Annotated in this window: 16 protein-coding genes; 5 read left to right on the forward strand and 11 right to left on the reverse strand. The window is 59.1% G+C overall.

What is annotated here, in order from left to right; all coding sequences use genetic code 11:
* Positions 1-61 precede the first annotated feature (61 nt).
* From FFS64_RS05700 to FFS64_RS05715, 4 genes are all read right to left on the reverse strand, one after another.
* A complete protein-coding gene (locus FFS64_RS05700) occupies positions 62-841 on the reverse strand; it encodes an ABC transporter permease (protein WP_137804550.1) in 780 nt (259 codons plus the stop codon).
* Positions 838-1770 carry an ABC transporter ATP-binding protein gene (locus tag FFS64_RS05705; RefSeq protein ID WP_137804551.1) on the reverse strand — a complete coding sequence of 311 codons (933 nt, stop codon included), beginning with the start codon at positions 1768-1770 and terminating at the stop codon, positions 838-840. Before FFS64_RS05705 ends, FFS64_RS05700 begins: the two co-directional genes overlap by 4 nt.
* A 133-nt stretch (positions 1771-1903) precedes the next feature.
* Positions 1904-2527 carry a glutathione S-transferase family protein gene (locus FFS64_RS05710; RefSeq protein ID WP_137804552.1) on the reverse strand — a complete coding sequence of 208 codons (624 nt, stop codon included), beginning with the start codon at positions 2525-2527 and terminating at the stop codon, positions 1904-1906.
* A gap of 43 nt (positions 2528-2570) precedes the next feature.
* Positions 2571-3230, reverse strand: coding sequence for a transglutaminase family protein (locus FFS64_RS05715; protein WP_137804553.1), 660 nt, complete (start codon positions 3228-3230; stop codon positions 2571-2573).
* A gap of 248 nt (positions 3231-3478) precedes the next feature.
* Here FFS64_RS05715 and FFS64_RS05720 point away from each other — a divergent pair, with 248 nt between their 5' ends.
* From FFS64_RS05720 to FFS64_RS05740, 5 genes are all read left to right on the forward strand, one after another.
* Entirely contained in the window at positions 3479-5926 is a 2448-nt protein-coding gene (locus tag FFS64_RS05720; protein WP_137804554.1) for an acyl-CoA dehydrogenase, read from the forward strand.
* An 83-nt stretch (positions 5927-6009) separates the two neighbouring features.
* Positions 6010-6417, forward strand: a complete 408-nt coding sequence (locus tag FFS64_RS05725) for a PA2817 family protein (protein ID WP_137804555.1) — start codon at positions 6010-6012, stop codon at positions 6415-6417.
* A 616-nt stretch (positions 6418-7033) separates the two neighbouring features.
* The gene (locus FFS64_RS05730; protein WP_137804556.1) at positions 7034-8257 is read left to right on the forward strand and encodes a type II and III secretion system protein family protein; all 1224 of its coding nucleotides are present in this window, start codon (positions 7034-7036) and stop codon (positions 8255-8257) included.
* A gap of 119 nt (positions 8258-8376) precedes the next feature.
* Positions 8377-9090 (forward strand): M48 family metallopeptidase, encoded by a 714-nt coding sequence (locus tag FFS64_RS05735; protein ID WP_137804557.1) that lies wholly within the window; start codon positions 8377-8379, stop codon positions 9088-9090.
* Positions 9091-9109: 19 nt separating this feature from the next.
* Positions 9110-9379 carry a DUF3613 domain-containing protein gene (locus tag FFS64_RS05740; protein WP_137804558.1) on the forward strand — a complete coding sequence of 90 codons (270 nt, stop codon included), beginning with the start codon at positions 9110-9112 and terminating at the stop codon, positions 9377-9379.
* 203 nt (positions 9380-9582) lie between these two features.
* On the opposite strand, the gene FFS64_RS05745 is transcribed toward FFS64_RS05740, so the two are convergent.
* From FFS64_RS05745 to FFS64_RS05775, 7 genes are read right to left on the reverse strand one after another with little or no spacing between them, the layout of a single operon-like run.
* Positions 9583-10548, reverse strand: coding sequence for a type II secretion system F family protein (locus FFS64_RS05745; protein WP_137804559.1), 966 nt, complete (start codon positions 10546-10548; stop codon positions 9583-9585).
* A 29-nt stretch (positions 10549-10577) separates the two neighbouring features.
* Complete coding sequence (locus FFS64_RS05750) at positions 10578-11564, reverse strand: type II secretion system F family protein (protein ID WP_137804560.1); 987 nt, start codon at positions 11562-11564, stop codon at positions 10578-10580.
* Positions 11561-13003, reverse strand: a complete 1443-nt coding sequence (locus FFS64_RS05755; protein ID WP_137804561.1) for a CpaF family protein — start codon at positions 13001-13003, stop codon at positions 11561-11563. Before FFS64_RS05755 ends, FFS64_RS05750 begins: the two co-directional genes overlap by 4 nt.
* A gap of 3 nt (positions 13004-13006) precedes the next feature.
* Entirely contained in the window at positions 13007-14227 is a 1221-nt protein-coding gene (locus tag FFS64_RS05760; protein WP_137804562.1) for an AAA family ATPase, read from the reverse strand.
* A complete protein-coding gene (locus tag FFS64_RS05765; protein ID WP_137804563.1) occupies positions 14221-14715 on the reverse strand; it encodes a TadE/TadG family type IV pilus assembly protein in 495 nt (164 codons plus the stop codon). The genes FFS64_RS05760 and FFS64_RS05765 overlap by 7 nt, the downstream gene beginning before the upstream one ends.
* Complete coding sequence (locus FFS64_RS05770; RefSeq protein ID WP_137804564.1) at positions 14715-15194, reverse strand: TadE/TadG family type IV pilus assembly protein; 480 nt, start codon at positions 15192-15194, stop codon at positions 14715-14717. The genes FFS64_RS05765 and FFS64_RS05770 overlap by 1 nt, the downstream gene beginning before the upstream one ends.
* A 9-nt stretch (positions 15195-15203) precedes the next feature.
* On the reverse strand, positions 15204-16529 hold the full coding sequence (locus tag FFS64_RS05775; RefSeq protein WP_137804565.1) for a TadE/TadG family type IV pilus assembly protein: 1326 nt from the start codon (positions 16527-16529) through the stop codon (positions 15204-15206).
* Positions 16530-16543: the final 14 nt, after the last annotated feature.

The following is a 16543-nucleotide window of genomic DNA, read 5'->3' on the forward strand; positions in this document are numbered from 1 at the left end:
AAGAGCACATGGATACCTGCAGGAGCGCGACTTGCCCGCGAAGAAGGCAACGCGGTACTGCTTAGGTACGCATCCCCCGCCCACTCACCAACAACCGCGCACATCCGATGTACAGAATCACCGTCGCCACCAACATGAACGCAATCGCCACGCTGATCCGGATATCGGAAACACCGAGGATCCCGTAACGAAACGCATTGACCATGTGCAACACAGGGTTGGCCAGGGACACGGTCTGCCAGAACGGCGGCAGCAGCGAGATCGAATAAAACACCCCGCCCAAATACGTCAAAGGCGTGAGCACGAATGTCGGAATGATCGAGATGTCATCGAAGTTGCGCGCAAACACCGCGTTGATGAAACCCAGCAGCGAGAAAATCGTCGCCGTCAGCACCACCACCAGAACGGTCACGCCCAGGTGATGAACCTGCAAGTCGGTGAAGAACAGCGACAGCAACGTCACGATGAGCCCGACCATCAATCCACGCAGCACGCCACCGAGGGTGTAGCCGACCAGAATGGTGTGCGGAGAAACCGGCGACACCATCAATTCTTCAATGGATCGCTGGAACTTGCTGCCGAAGAAACTCGACACCACGTTGCCGTAGGAGTTGGTGATCACCGACATCATGATCAGCCCCGGCACGATGTACTCCATGTAGGTGAAGCCACCCATGTCGCCGATCTGCCGACCGATCAGGTTACCGAAGATCACGAAGTACAGAACCATGGTGATGGCCGGCGGCAGCAGAGTCTGCGGCCAGATCCGGGTAAAGCGCCGGACTTCACGGTAAACGATGGTGTTGAGGGCAACGAGGTTGGGGCGCAGCTCGGAACTCATACCGCCACCTTCGACAGATTTTTCTCCACCAGGGACACGAACAACTCCTCAAGGCGATTGGTTTTGTTACGCAGGCTCAGCACCTCGATGTTCTGCTGGGCAAGCTGGGTGAACAGCGCGGTGATGCCCATGCTTTTGTCGACCTGCACTTCCAGGGTGTGACCATCGAGCAACCGTGATGGATAGCCGATCAGTTGCGGCGGCGCGCTCAGACTGCTCTTCAAATCCAGCAGGAAGGTTTCGACATGCAACTGGCCGAGCAACTGCTTCATGCTGGTGTTTTCGACGATGGTGCCGTGGTCGATGATGCCGATGTTGCGGCACAGTTGCTCAGCCTCTTCCAGGTAGTGCGTGGTGAGGATGATGGTGATGCCTTTTTTGTTCAGCTCGGTGAGGAAGGTCCACATCGAGCGACGCAGTTCGATGTCCACCCCGGCGGTCGGTTCGTCGAGGATCAGCAGGCGCGGTTCGTGAACCAGCGCGCGGGCGATCATCAATCGACGCTTCATGCCGCCGGACAGCGAACGCGACGGAACATCGCGCTTGTCCCAAAGGCCGAGTTGCGTCAGGTATTGCTCGGCGCGTTCCTTGGCGACTTTCGATGGAATGCCGTAGTAACCGGCTTGGGTCACGACGATGTCGAAGGTTTTTTCGAACTGATTGAAGTTGAATTCCTGGGGCACTACACCGATGGATCGCTTGAGCGCCGCCGGGTTCTTGTCCAGGTCGTGACCGAAGATATTCACTGTGCCGCTGGTCTTGTTCACCAGGGTCGAGAGAATACCGATGGTCGTGGATTTGCCGGCGCCGTTCGGGCCGAGCAAGGCGAAGAAGTCACCTTCGGCGACATCCAGATCGATACCACTCAAGGCCTGGAAACCGTTGCCGTAGGTTTTGGTTAGCTGCCGGATGGACAGAGCGGAACTCATATCGGATTTACGCACCAAGAAGGAAAGAAAGGAATAAATAGGGGCGAGCGGCGATCAACACAACCACAGCGCATTGGCACAATGGTGCTTGTCGCCGCCACACAAGTACAGTCAAGTGTGTCGATAGTGAGTATTAAGTCAACGCGGTCATGACCGCCTTGCGATACGCCGGACGCTGTTTCAACCGAGCGTACCAGGCCTCCAGATGGGGCTGCGGCGCGCGCTCGATCGGCATCTCGAACCAGGCATAAATAAAACTGCCCAGGGGAATGTCGCCCATGCCGATCTGTTCACCGGACAGGTAGGGACTGGCCGCCAGTGCCTGATCGGCCATTGTCAGCAGCGCGTCGCATTCCTTGATCGCAGCCTTGATGGCGGTCCAGTCCTGTTGATCTGCCGGGGTGCGCAGGACACCCCAGAATACGGTACGGAAGGGACCTGCAAAACTGGAGGTGGTCCAGTCCATCCACTTGTCAGCGGTGGCTCGTGCTTGCAGATCCGACGGGTACCACGGGGTATTCGCGGCATGCCTGGCCAACAGGTATCGAACGATGGCGTTGGACTCCCACAACACGAAACCGTCGTCTTCGATCACCGGAACGCGGCCATTGGGGTTCATGGCACGGTACTCAGGCGTATCAACGACACCAAAGGCGCCGCCCGCATCGATGGCTTCATAGGCCAGGCCAAGTTCCTCGGCGGTCCACAAAGGCTTTCTGACATTCGATGAATTTTTCCGACCCCAGATCTTCAGCATGACCGCCTCTCGATTGATGAATGCGCAGGCAGCATACGCCGGATCAGGCGCGACTCAAATCGCTGTGCATGTCCCCGAGTAGAGGTTGCAGTTGCTCGCCGAACAAGTGTGGATAGCACTTGCGCAGATGCTCGAAGAAGAACGCTTCGGGCACGTCCGTGAACTGGCCGTGATCGATCAGGTACTCCATCAGTTTCTCGCCATCGCGATTGAAAGGATGGAAAACGCTATCGTTGATCCCGTCGAACTCCAGCGGCGCCACATTGAATAAATCGCACAAGCCTTGATTGAAGGCTGGCGTGGCCTTGACCCAGCGACCGTTCAGAAACAACTCGGTGTAGCCGTGCATGGCGAACACGTCACTCTTGAGTAATTCGAGAAGACGCGGCGTCGACAGATGATTGCGCACGTCCGCCAGGCCGATCCGCGCAGGTATCCCGCAATGTCGCGCACAGCCCGCCAGCAGTGTGGCTTTGGGCACGCAATAACTCTCCCCGGTCGCCAGCGCGTAACTGCCTCGCAGGGTCTGCGGATCGAGGCTGAAGGTGTACGGGTTATAGCGCACCGCCTCACGCACTGCGTCGTAGAGATGTATCGCCTGCTCGATCGGGTCGCGACGGGGGCCACGATGTTTTTCGGCGAACTCCACCACCGAGGGGTGGTCACTATCGATGAAGCGGCCGGGGCTTAGATACTCGTGCATGCGGGCAATCTCCTGGAGAAGCCCCGAGTCTAGCGAGAGGTTCAGCACAGAGATAACGACGTTTCGGCCAAATATGGACGCTTTGTCGCCCGCTCGATGAACGATTTTTCACGGTCTGCCGCGCGTCAGGCCTACAAAATCATCCATGGTTTCCCACGTTTTCAATCACCTTGCTCTGACCACCCTGTTTCGCGGATGCCGTCTAAGCTCTGTGGGTTGGTTCGCCCTGGTTTCACGGAGGATTAAATATGCTGCTGTTGTGGATACTGGTTCTGGTTGTCGGGATAGCTTATTTAGCCCACCGTCGTATCGCGCCACTGCCTGCCCTGGGTATCGTGGCTGTTTACCTGCTGGCAATGGGGGCCTTCAGCCACGCACCGGGTTGGCTGCTGCTGATTTTCTGGGTATTGATCGCCGCCGTGGCCGCACCGCTGCTACTGCCTGATCTGCGCCGCAAATTCTTCAGCGCGCCGATGTTCAACTGGTTCCAGAAAACCCTGCCGCCCATGTCACAAACCGAACGCGACGCCATTGAAGCCGGCACTGTGTGGTGGGACGGCGAACTGTTCAGCGGGCGTCCGGACTGGAACAAACTGCTGTCCTACCCGAAAGCGCAATTGAACGAAGAGGAACAGGCCTTCATTGATGGCCCGACCGAAGAACTCTGCGCCATGGTCAGCGACTGGCAGCTCGGTCAAACCATGGACCTGCCGGCCGATGCCTGGACCTTCATCAAGGACAACGGCTTCTTCGCCTTGATCATTCCCAAGGAGTTTGGCGGCAAGGGTTTCTCGGCCTATGCCCACTCGCAAGTGGCCATGAAACTGGCGAGTCACAGCGGCGATCTCGCCTCCACCGTGATGGTCCCCAACTCCCTCGGTCCAGCCGAACTGTTACTGCATTACGGCACCGATGAACAACGCAATCACTACCTGCCACGCCTGGCGCGCGGCGACGATATTCCATGTTTCGCACTGACCGGTCCGCTGGCCGGATCCGACGCCGGCGGCATGCCCGACACCGGGGTGATCTGCAAAGGTGAGTGGGAAGGCAAGGAAACCCTCGGACTGCGCCTGAACTGGGAAAAGCGCTACATCACTCTCGGCCCGGTAGCCACCCTCCTCGGCCTGGCGTTCAAGGCCTACGACCCGGACCACCTGCTGGGCGAGAAAGAGGACCTGGGCATCAGCCTGGCACTGGTTCCAACCGATATCGCCGGTGTGGAAATCGGACGCCGTCACTTGCCTCTGGGGGCGGCATTCATGAACGGCCCGAACGCCGGCAAGGACGTGTTCGTACCGCTTGAGTTTCTGATCGGCGGACAGGAAATGCTTGGCAAAGGCTGGATGATGCTGATGAATTGCCTCTCGGTGGGACGGTCGATCTCGCTGCCGGCGGTGGGCACCGGCATGGCCAAGTTCACCAGCCTGGTGACCGGCCAGTACGCGCAGATTCGCGAGCAGTTCAATGTGCCGATTGCGGCGTTCGAAGGCATTCAGGAAGCCATGGCCCGCATCGGCGGCAACGCATGGATGATGGACGCCGCGCGCATGCTGACGGCCAACGCGGTAGATCTCGGCGAGAAACCGTCGGTGCTGTCGGCGATCCTCAAGTATCACCTCACAGAACGCGGCCGCGAGTGCATCAGTCAGGCGATGGATGTGCACGGCGGCAAGGCGATCATCGAGGGACCGAACAATTACCTCGCTCGCAAATGGAACGGCGCGCCGATCTTCATCACCGTGGAAGGTGCGAACATTCTCTCGCGCAACCTGATGATCTTCGGTCAGGGCGCGATTCGCTGCCATCCCTTCGTACTCAAGGAAATGGCGCTGGCCACCCGCGAGGACAAGGATCAGGCACTGATCGAATTCGACGGCCTGTTGCTCAAGCACATCGGTTTTGCCGTGGGCAACGCGGCCAGCACCCTGGTGCTGAACCTCGGTTTCGGTCATCTGGAACAGGTGCCGGGCGACAAGCTCAGCCAGGGTTATTTCCGCGCCCTCAACCGCCAGGCAGCGGCGTTCGCATTGCTCGCCGACCTCAGCATGATGTTGCTGGGTGGCGAACTGAAACGTCGCGAACGGCTATCGGCACGACTCGGCGATGTACTGAGCAACCTGTACCTGGCCAGCGCCGCACTCAAACGTTACAACGACCTCGACGCGCCAGCGTACATGGAGCCGCTGTTTACCTGGGCCATGGAGGAAAGCCTCGGACAAGCCGAACGGGCCATGGATGAACTGCTGAACAATTTCCCGAACAAGGTGCTGGCGTGCCTGTTGCGGGTGATCGTGTTCCCGTTCGGTCGCCGCCACAAAGGGCCATCGGACAAGCTCGGTGCCACGGTCGCAGCGGTGATCGGCCGCACCAAGGGCGATCCAGCCCTCGAAGAAGTGCTTCTGGGTTGCTACCGTCCACAATCGAACGAAGACCCGGTCGGCGCCCTGCAACACGCCTGCAACCTGTTGAACGCTGCGCAGCCCTTGCAAAAGAAACTGCATGTGGCGCTCAAGAGCGGTCAGGTCAAACCGGTTGCCGGCGAGCACGTCATCGATGCCGCACTGGAAGCCGGCGTACTGCAACCGGTGGAAGCGCACACCCTGCGTGAGGCCGAATCGGCGCGGCGCAAGGTGATCGATGTCGATGATTTCAGTAAAGAGGAAATAGCGCTGACCGACGATAAGGTCCGCTGATCCAGCGAACGCCGTACAGCATGTAAAAAAGGGCGCGGGAGCTTTATACTCCCGCGCCCGTTTTGCTCTTGAGGACTTATCTCGTGTCCAACATCGTTGCCGATCATCTCGTTTTGCTCGACCACCTGCGCAGCATCCTGGTCGCCGTGGGTGAGGCCGAGCAGGTTCCCGACGAAAGCCATGCCTTGTTCCTGGAGCGTTTTGACGAACTGCTTGCCCTGCTGCCGGTCGACCCGATCGAAAGCCAATACCTGGGCCAGGACATCCTGTGCCAGGTCATCACCCGCTACCCGCAAATCGCCCACCTGGTCCCCCGCGACCTGCTGTGGTACTTCGCCGGCGACTGCCTGCATTACATGCCCGATGATGAAATCGTCCTGTACCAGGCGCTGGAAGAACGTCGCTTCGAAGCTGAACAGAACGACGAACCCTTCGACTGGAACCAGGAAAAACAGCTGCTGGCGTTGTCGAACCAGGACAGCAAACACTGATCCTCACTCAGTCACGCCAAAAAGGCCCGCATGTTCAAGCATGCGGGCCTTTTTTTTATTGCCTTGTGCGCAACCCCTCAATTTCAGGCAACCGCAGTGCACAGCGAGCTTTCCTGCACCGCTCGCCCACCTGTTTCCAGCCATTAAACCGACAGTTTTCTTTTTTACTCATGGCACTTTGGTTTGATTGAACTACCTTCAAACAATAAGAAGTCATAACGGCTCGAGTTTCAACGTTAGCTTCAGTGATCAGATAGCGGATTGGCAAAAGGAGTTACCTCACTATGATCCTGACAGGCACTTTCCGGCTATGTACTTTCGTTGCCGGTAACTTTCCAGGGGAGCCACGTCGGCGGACAGCGCCGTCCATGGTCGCTAGCATCGCTCTGGCGGGCAGTCCAGGTTACCGGATCACTAAATACCGTTATAGCAAAGGTCGTTCGCTATCTACCTAGATCAGCGAGTTGTGCCCGTATATGTGTGTGTCACGCAAAGAGTAAAGCCAGGGCCATGGATACGTGAGTCTGGCGCATTGGGGGGGGATAGTCCGATCCCCGTGAAGTGATCAGACAACTGAGTCTGCCTAAAGATGGCCTATCCAGCGAGGATGTACTTTATGAGCTTTCGTACCGAGCCCGCTTTGAAGCGAATTATCCATGGCCTGTTTTGGATGGGCATCAGCGTGGATGCGGCTCAGGCCGCGACGGCCAACTGCCCGCAACTGGACAGTTGGCCGACGACGTTTGAGGTCGGCCAGGGGCTGCAGAATGAACTGCGCAGCCCCGTTCCGGTAACACAACTGGCGGTGGGTGACCCGAAAATTGCCGACGTGCAACCCAGCGGCAACAACGCTTTCATACTCACGGGTATTGCGCCGGGGACCACTAGCCTGATGGTCTGGACCGCCTGTTCGAAAACGCCGCGCCAAAGCATGGTGTTTGTCAGGGGTAAAGCCACGTCGGCGCTGACCAGCGTGCCGTCGGTGCCTTCCGACGACCCGCTGTTGCCGAGTCAGGTGCAGACCGATATCCGCTTCGTTGAAGTCAGCCGGACCAAGCTCAAGGAAGCCTCCGCCTCGATTTTCGGAGTCCGGGGCAACTGGCTGTTCGGCTCGCCAAGAACCTTGCCCACCGTCGGCGGCATTGTCACGCCGTCGATACCGGTGAACAACGACAACTTCAACCTCACGTTTGCGACCGGCAGTACCCTGGTGGCGCTCAACGCTCTGGAGGGCAGCGGCTTCGCCTATACCCTGGCGCGGCCAAGCCTGGTAGCGCTCAGCGGGCAGAGTGCGAGCTTCCTGGCCGGCGGTGAAATACCGATTCCGGTGCCCAGTTCAGGCAGCGATAACATATTCATCGAGTACAAGGAATTCGGTATCCGCCTGACCCTGACGCCGACCATCGTCGGGAAAAACCGTATCGCGCTGAAGGTGGCACCGGAAGTCAGTGAACTGGACTTCACCAACGCCGTGAGCATCGCCGGCACGGTCGTCCCGGCCTTGACCGTGCGCCGAACCGATACCAGCATCTCCCTGGCCGACGGCGAAAGCTTCGTCATCAGCGGCCTGATCAGCTCCCGCAACAATTCCCAGGTGAACAAGTTTCCGGGGCTGGGCGATATCCCGGTTCTGGGCGCGTTTTTCCGCGACAACACCATCAACCGTGAAGAGCGCGAACTGCTGATGATCGTTACCCCGCATCTGGTCCAGCCACTGGCTGCCAATGCACAACTACCGTCATTGCCTGGCGAGCAGCTGCGCAATTACGACCCGAACTTCTACCGCATGTTCTTCCTGGAAAATGGCGACTTCGACAATCTCAGCGGGCTCTCGCAATGAACCGAAGCCTTAACCACACTGACCTAGCCCTCACTCGTAACGGTGACTTTGAGCGCTTGCCGGGCCTGCTGTATTGCCATTGGCCAGGCGTTCAACGTGGTGTAGCCAGAGGCCCCTCGATGAAAGCAGTCATTGCAATTGCGGCGACATTAATGCTCGCAGGTTGTGCCAGCAATGGCCTGTCTTCGCGACCGGTCAGCTGTGCCAAGCCCGGTTCGGAGCAAGAGCTGGCCCTGAACCTGGCCGACAACATGGCCGACGAAGGCCGTTTGTATGCCAGCCTGGCGAATCTGGAAGGATTGCCCGATAGCCTGGTGCAGGTTCGCCTGCGCAAGGCTCGGGTGCTGCGCTTGATGGGCCGTAGTGGCGACGCGCAGCCGTTGTACGAAAGCTTGCTCGGCACCTGCCTGGCGGCTGAAGGGGAACATGGCCTGGGCCAGTTGGCCGCTGCCAAAAATGATAACGCCAGCGCTGCCACTCACCTTGGGCGTGCGGTGAAGATGGCCCCCACCGATGACAGGATGCGCAATGACCTGGGGGTCGTCTACCTCAATCAGCGACGGATCCCTGAAGCACGCTTTGAGTTCATGACCGCCATGGAGCTCAAGCAGTCAAACTCACTGGCGGCACTCAATATGGTGACACTGCTGATCTACCAGGATAACTGGAAGGCGGCTGCCGAACTCGTGACCCGCGCCGACTTGAACCCCAAGCAAGTTGCAGAAGCTCAAACCCGCGCGGAAAAACTCAAAGCCACCGCCAAAAAAGTGGTGACTTCCGAAGGAGCTCGCACGACTGAGGTAGCCGATGCCTCTTCCAGTGCGATCAAGTAGAACGTACGAGGGAATCGAGATGAAAACCAAAAGGCTGTTGATCGTGTGTATGGTTTGTCTGTCCACCACTGCCTGGGCTATTGAGCCGGGGCCCTCCTCGCCGTATCAACAAGGCACCGAGCAGTGGTTGCAGTTGCAGATTCGCGGTGTGGTTGCCTCCCCTAAACTGCAAACCGCCTCGGCCACCGAACGTGACCTGGCCATGCAGCGCTGGCTCAATAGCTTCAACTACCCGATCCCGGAATTTTATGACCAGGATGCAGCGGGAGAAATGACCATTGGCAACTGAGGCTTGTTGATGGGTGATCAGCCTCTGGTGTCGTCCAGAGTAGCCTGGCTGCAAAGCCGGGCTTAATCATGTGTGCAGAAAAATACAGTCCAGGTATTAAAAGGTGGAGCAAGCGATGGGAGTGAATACACTCCGTTCACCTGCTCCACCCCGTTCTTATGCAGTACAGCCAGCCACACCGTCAGATAGTAAGCCACTCCTGTTCACTTACCGAATACTCTGAATACCCCGATCAGAGCGGGGCCGATAGCGACCAGAAAGAAGCTCGGCCATAGACAGAAAATCAGCGGGAATATCAGTTTGGTACCGACTTTCGCCCCCAGCTCTTCAGCGGCCTGCGTACGCCGGTCACGGAACTCATCAGCATAGATGCGCAGGGTGTCGGCCACGCTGGTACCAAAGCGGATACTCTGCGCCAACAGGCTGACCAGACCTTGTACATCATCCAGACCAGTGCGTACGGCCAGCTGCTTGAGCGCCTCGGTACTGGAGATGCCCGCGCGGATTTGCGCATTGACCAGGGCCAGCTCTTCAGCCAGTTCGACCTGACTGACCGACATCTCCTCAGCCACCCGTTCGATGGTCGTGGGCAAGGCCAGGCCCGACTCCACGCACACCACCATCAGATCCAGCGCATCCGGAAACGCAGCACGCAGCCGGCCTTGTCGCAACTGCTTGCGCTTGCCGACATACAGCGCTGGCACCAACCATCCGATACCGGCCACCAAGACCACCAACAGCAGCCCCATGACCAGGGTAACCTTGGGAATCATCGGCAACAGCAGCAACGCAATACCAACCAATAACAGCGGCAATATCAAGCGCACTGCCCAGTACATCTGCACAGCCGACGAGGAACGGTAGCCTGCATGCATCAACAGGGTCTGGGTGGCTGACGTTTGAGCCGAATCGGTCGAGGCAAAGCGCTGGCCGACCCGCTCCAGCAACAGTTGCAGGTTACCCGGAGCTTCCTGCCCGGTCGTGCTGCCCAAATGACCACGCTTGATCAGCGCCAGACGACGCTGCACCGGATCCTGAAGCCCCATCATCAGCAGGATCACGGCACCAACCGCAAGCACCGTACTCAAACCGATCGCGCCGAGGAACATCAGGCGCGCCATCTCCTCGCTCCCCGTGACCCGACTGAACAACCCGAGCAAAAAATCCATGACCTGTACCTCCCGGTAGCGAATACCGCTTAAACCTGAATCCGGATGATTTTTCGTATCCAGAAAATCCCGATCAACATGGCGCAAAACGCCCCAATGATCAGCTTGTGGCCCAGTGGATCATTGATCAGCACAGGCAGGTAACGGGGGCTGGTGACTATGATCGCGATCGCCAGCACGAAGGGAATCGCCACCAGCACCCAGGCCGACATGCGCCCTTCCGCCGACAGGGTTTTGACCTTGCGCTGGAAGCGGAAGCGCCCGCGAATCAACCGACTCAGACGCTCCAGCACCTCGGTCAGATTGCCGCCGGTCTCGCGATGGATGAGGATCGAGGTCACCAGCATCATCACCGTCATGCTCGGCATCCTCTCCAGCAGACCGAGCATGGCCCGGCGTACATCATTGCCATAGTTGATATCCGAGAAGGTCAGGCCAAACTCCTGAGCCACCGGCCCCCTATGCTCCTCGGCCACCAGGCGCAGGGTTTCGTTGAAGGGGTGTCCGGCGCGCAAAGCGCGACACATCGCGTCCAGTGCATCCGGCAGGCCTTCCTCGAACGCAGCGAAACGCTTGCCACGGTCGCGAGAAATTTTCAGTATGGGTAACCAGAAGAGCGCGAAACCCGCCACCAGCGCCATCCACCAGACGGACCAAACCATCCAGATCAAGATACCCGCCCAGCCACCCAGCACCAGCCCGAGCAGCAAAACCCGATAAGCCCGGTATTCGTGCCCGGACTGCTCGATCATTTGCGTCAATGCCTCCATAAAAGGCAGCTGCTCAAGCCTGGCCTCCAATGGCGATAAACGCGTCAGGTATTTCTGTCGCAACACGGTCTGCATGCTGGACTGATTGTTGGCTTTCTCCAGTACATGCAAGCGGCCACGAATGCGCTTGCGCATCTTGCCGGCCTCGCCGAATACCGGTACCGCCACGCCCTGGGACAATAGGAAGACGGCAATAAACACCATGCCGAGGAACATCAGAATGAATTCACCAGGAACCTGGTTCATGATTGCCGTGCCTCCATCCACTCAGGCCTGAACATCGCAAGCGGCAACTCGATACCGCGCTTGGCCAGCACGTCGCGGAAGGCGGGGATCATGCCGCTGGGCCGAAACTCACCGAGTACTTCGCCGTTTTCGCCCACGCCTTGGCGCACGAAGGAGAAGATTTCGGTCATGGTGATGATCTCGCCCTCCATGCCGTTGATTTCCTGTACGCTGACCAGGCGGCGCTTGCCGTCCTCCTGGCGTTCCAGCTGGATGACCACTCCTATGGCCGAAGCGATCTGTTGGCGCATGGCCTTGATCGGGAAGGTCGCCCCGGTCATCGACACCATGTTCTCGATACGCCCCAATGCATCGCGCGCGGTGTTGGCGTGGATCGTGGTCAGCGAACCGTCGTGACCGGTGTTCATCGCTGTCAGCATGTCCAGCGCCTCGGCGCCGCGCACTTCGCCGATCACAATCCGGTCCGGCCGCATCCGCAGGCTGTTGCGCACCAACTCCCGCTGGTTCACCTCGCCACGTCCCTCGATATTCGAAGGCCGGGTTTCCAGGCGCACCACATGGGGTTGCTGCAGTTGCAGTTCGGCCGAGTCTTCGATGGTGACGATCCGCTCGTTGTGCGGAATGAAACTCGACAGCACATTGAGCATGGTGGTCTTGCCGCTGCCGGTACCGCCGGAAATCAGCACGTTCAAGCGTCCACGGACAATCGCCTTGAGCAGCAGGGCAATGGCCGGGGTCAATGCCCCCACCTGGATCAGGCTGTCGGTATTGAGCAGGTCCACGGCAAAGCGCCGGATCGACATGCTCGGGCCGTCGATGGCCAGCGGCGGGATAATCGCGTTGACCCGCGAACCGTCCTTGAGCCGCGCATCCACCAACGGCGAAGACTCGTCGATACGCCGACCCAGGCTGGAAACGATGCGGTCAATGATGTTCAGCAAATGCCGATCATCGCGGAAACGCACATCGGTGCGTTGCAGCTTGCCGAAGCGCTCGACATACACTGAGTCATGTCGGTTGACCAAAATGTCGGACACACTGTGATCGGCCAGCAGCGGTTCCAGAGGCCCCAGACCGAGCACCTCGTCGGTAATCTGCTTGATGATCAACTGGCGGCTGGAAGAACTCACCGGTGCCGAATGCTCATCGAGCAGGCGCTGGCAAATATCGCGAATCTGCCGCGCGGCCTCAGCCTGTTCAAGAGCGTCCAGCAAGGACAGGTCCATGACCTTGAGCAACTGCTGGTAGATTTTTTCTCGCCACTCGGCCTCCACCGGAGTGACCTGACTTCTGGTTTCGTAAAGAATGTCCGGCGTTGAACGCTCCCACGCCATTATTTCCTCTACCGGATCCAGCAGGTCGTCACCCGGCTGGCCAGCCGACGAAGGGGCGGGTTTTCCGGATTGTTTGCGCAAGCGGTTACGAAAGTCACTGATCATGGGTCATCCCCCGAAAAAACGGTTGAAGGCACGTTTAAGCAAGCCTTTGTTTCCGGCCAACTGGTTGCCGACAAGGTCCTCGGCCATGTCGCGCAGGGCAGCGGTGATCGCCGCCCTCGGCGCATGCAGACCCAACGGCACGCCAGTGTTCTGACTCTGGCTGACCAGGTTGAAGTCGTTGGGTAATTTCGACAGATTCGTGCAACGCAGCGCCTCGCCGATATCTTTGAGGCTGATCGCTGCCGCCTTGTCATAGCGGTTGACCACTATCTGCAATTGATCCCCACGCACGCCCAGGTCTTCGCGAAGAATCCGCACCAGGGAACTGGCATCGCGCAGATGGCTGACGCTCTGCTGCACGACCACATACACCCGATCCACCTGTTCCAGCACGGAGCCGGTGAGGTGGTCGATTTGCCGCGGCAGATCGATCACTACCCAGCCATAGCTGGCGCGAGCCAACTGCAACAGGGTGTCCAGTTGCTCGGGTTGGGCGTCCTGCGGCAGACACAGCTCACCGGCCCGGCCACCCAACACATGCAAGGTCGGGCTGAAGTGGCTGCAAAAACCCCGTAGCGCGATGCTGTCCATGCCATCGATCTGATGCAACACCTCCAGATGGCTGTGCGCCTGCGCCACATCCAGATAATGCGTCACGCTGCCAAATTGCAGGTCCATGTCCAGCAACAGGGTACTGCCACCCTTCAGGCTGAGCTGCTGAGCCAGGTTGCAGGCCAGCATGGTGCCGCCGGATCCGCCCTTGGAGCTGATCACGGCGATCAATTTCCCTTCTGTCCCGCTGCCGGTCCGAACCTCCATGACCAGCCGATTCAGGGCGGCGACCAGTTCTGTTTCGGCGACGGGCTCTGGCAGCACGTCACGGGCGCCGGCCTGCATCGCCAGGCGCATGCCTTCCTGTTCGCTCAGCAGACCGCACACCAACATCGGCGGACGCTCGTGGGCCGGGCGCTGCAACAGTGCCGCCAATTCCTCGCGCCACAGGTGGCTGACGCGTAACAGCAACAGATCGGGCATCCGGTCCAGACCGTAGAGCGGGTCGACATGCCCGTTGCTCACCAGCCGGGTGCTCACCTCCAGGCTGGGCATGCGTTGGCAGACCCCCTGCAGGTCGCGCAACGACGCGGCATCACGGCTGCTGATCAGCAACCGTAGCCCGGCTTTGCTGGTCGAGGTGGAGACTGGAGTTTCCTTGGTATTCAGCATGGCGTGATCTCCCCAGAATCGGAATGACGCCCGAGGCTTTCGCGTGGCAACGTTGCGCTGAATGTAGACAGCGTAATGGGCACACCGAACCCGGGAACAAACAGATTGAAAACGAAATTTTGCAGACTCAACCGGACATAGCGGATGGCACGAAAGCCGTTGGCGCTGGCAGTGTCCGCGGGGTTGGCCACCAGAGCACCGTTTGCGTCCAGATAGGTCAACGTCAAATGGGTGGTGGTCAGATCGCCAATCAGCCGGCTATTACCTGCATCGCCCGCGGCATTGAAGATCGCCCGCTGCAATACCACCGGATCGCTGATATTGCACACCGCCGCCAGGCGCGTACCACGGCGCACGGCTTCATCCAGCGCATTGACCGTGAAGTACAGGCGGCCCATTTCCACTACGCCGAACAACAGCGTGAACACCAGCAGACCAACGATGGCGAACTCCACCGTATAGGTGCCGCGCATGTGTTTTCTATTCATCACAGGGCCCTCATCACGGTAGTGGCAACCAGCGGAATGCCCAGTGCAATCGGATTACCAAAAAAGCCGGGAAGCGATCCGGCGCAATTGCCAGAGCCAATCACCGGGCAGAACGTATAAGTGATGGTCACCCGTACATGGTCAGTGCCCACTGCTGCGACCACTACGTTTGCGGCCGTCAACCCAGACACCACTGGCGTGCCTGTCTGGCTGGGTACGCCATACACCGCTACATTTTTTGTCTGGGTCTGCAGCGTATCGCTCAGAGCGACCTTGCCAAGCGTTGAGTCCCAGGCCTGGCTGGCGACAAAACGGTCGGCATCGCGGCTGGCCTGCAGCAGCAGATTGTACTGATAGAGCATGCGGCCGAACTCACCGAAGGCCAGTAACATCAGGAGCAACACCGGCAGGACCAGGGTGAATTCCACCGTGGCCAGGCCTTGCTGGCGCTGCCGGCTCTTAAATCCATAAAGTCTCATCACGCCTCCCTACGAGTCAGTGCTCGGAGTACCGCTGCCGTTGAGATAGGTTTTGTAGAGCTGAATGATCTGCGGTCCGGAATCGGTTGACGGCGAGGGGCCGGCCACGTTGTCGCCTTCGCACTCCATCACGAACTGGCCAAAAATCTCCGCTTCCCCGCCACCGCCATCCATGGGCTGCACCACGAAATAGCAGCCAAAACCGAGGACCGGGATCGAGGTTGAACCACTATTTTTCCCGGCGCAGTTGCCCACCACGATTTTCAGCATCCGGCGCTCGAACACCCCGTTGCCCTGACAGCCACTGCCCCCTGCCACACACGCGGCAACGCTCGCACGCCAGTCGTTGTAGTCCAGTATCGGGTTGCCGCCCGCCGTGAGCGTGCCATTGTTCGAGGTGACGGCTTGCCCCAGGTACTTCGGGCCTGTGCCGTCGTCTGTGATAGCGGGGTTAGTGGACGTGGTCACCAGGTCCGGCGGATAGTCCGAGGCACTGACCGGCCCCTGATAGATGCCAAAGCGCGTATTCAGGCCTTGAGACGCAGGGCCAACCTTGTTGCCAGGCTCGGTCGTGACGTTGTCTCCCACATTGCGGCAGACCTTGCCGCCTCCAGCCATCTCCTCCCTGACTGCATTGCCGCCCGAGCCAAAATCGAGCAACTGAAAGTTGCCTGGACCAATGGGCGACTGATTGCCGGAAGCCGTCTTCAATACCTTCAAATCACCAAACTGGAAGCCCCAGAACATACCGGCGCCCGGGTTGTATTGAGCCGGATCGCCACAGACCATCAATGGCGCGAGATCGCAGGGGCTGGTAGGGCTGGGTCCCGCGGTAGCAATCGCCGCCACCGCCTTGTTCCCCACGGCGCCAAATGCCTGGGCGAAGTTCCAGAAAAATCCCGTCAGGCCATAGCTCGCTACCGATACCCGGACGTATTTGGCATCCGTCGGCCCGGGATAAGAGAACGGGCCATAAACACTGCTTGCCAGTTCCACCACCGCAAATGCTCCTGCGTTGTCGCCCACAGCCGTGGCCAACTCGTTGTTGCCAGTGGCATTGGCATTCTGCACCAGCGTATTGAGCGCGGCGGTGCGCGTCGCGCTGGCACTGTTGGTACCACCCTCCACCTGGCTCAGGGTTTTGGCGCCACTCAGGGCGGCGGCGTCCACCGCATTTTGCAGGCGTGTTTTGTTCAGCAGCATATGCCCGCCGTCCAGAGCCAATGCCGCCATCATGGCCATCGCCGCCAACGCGATCACCATCAATACACTCACCGATCCTTCCTGGCGCCTTGGCGTCGAAGTGAACGGCCGCTGAATACGAAGATTCATCATCAAGCCCTCGATTG

The sequence above is a fragment of the Pseudomonas sp. G(2018) genome (genome assembly GCF_005502415.1).
In the GTDB taxonomy this organism is placed as follows: domain Bacteria; phylum Pseudomonadota; class Gammaproteobacteria; order Pseudomonadales; family Pseudomonadaceae; genus Aquipseudomonas.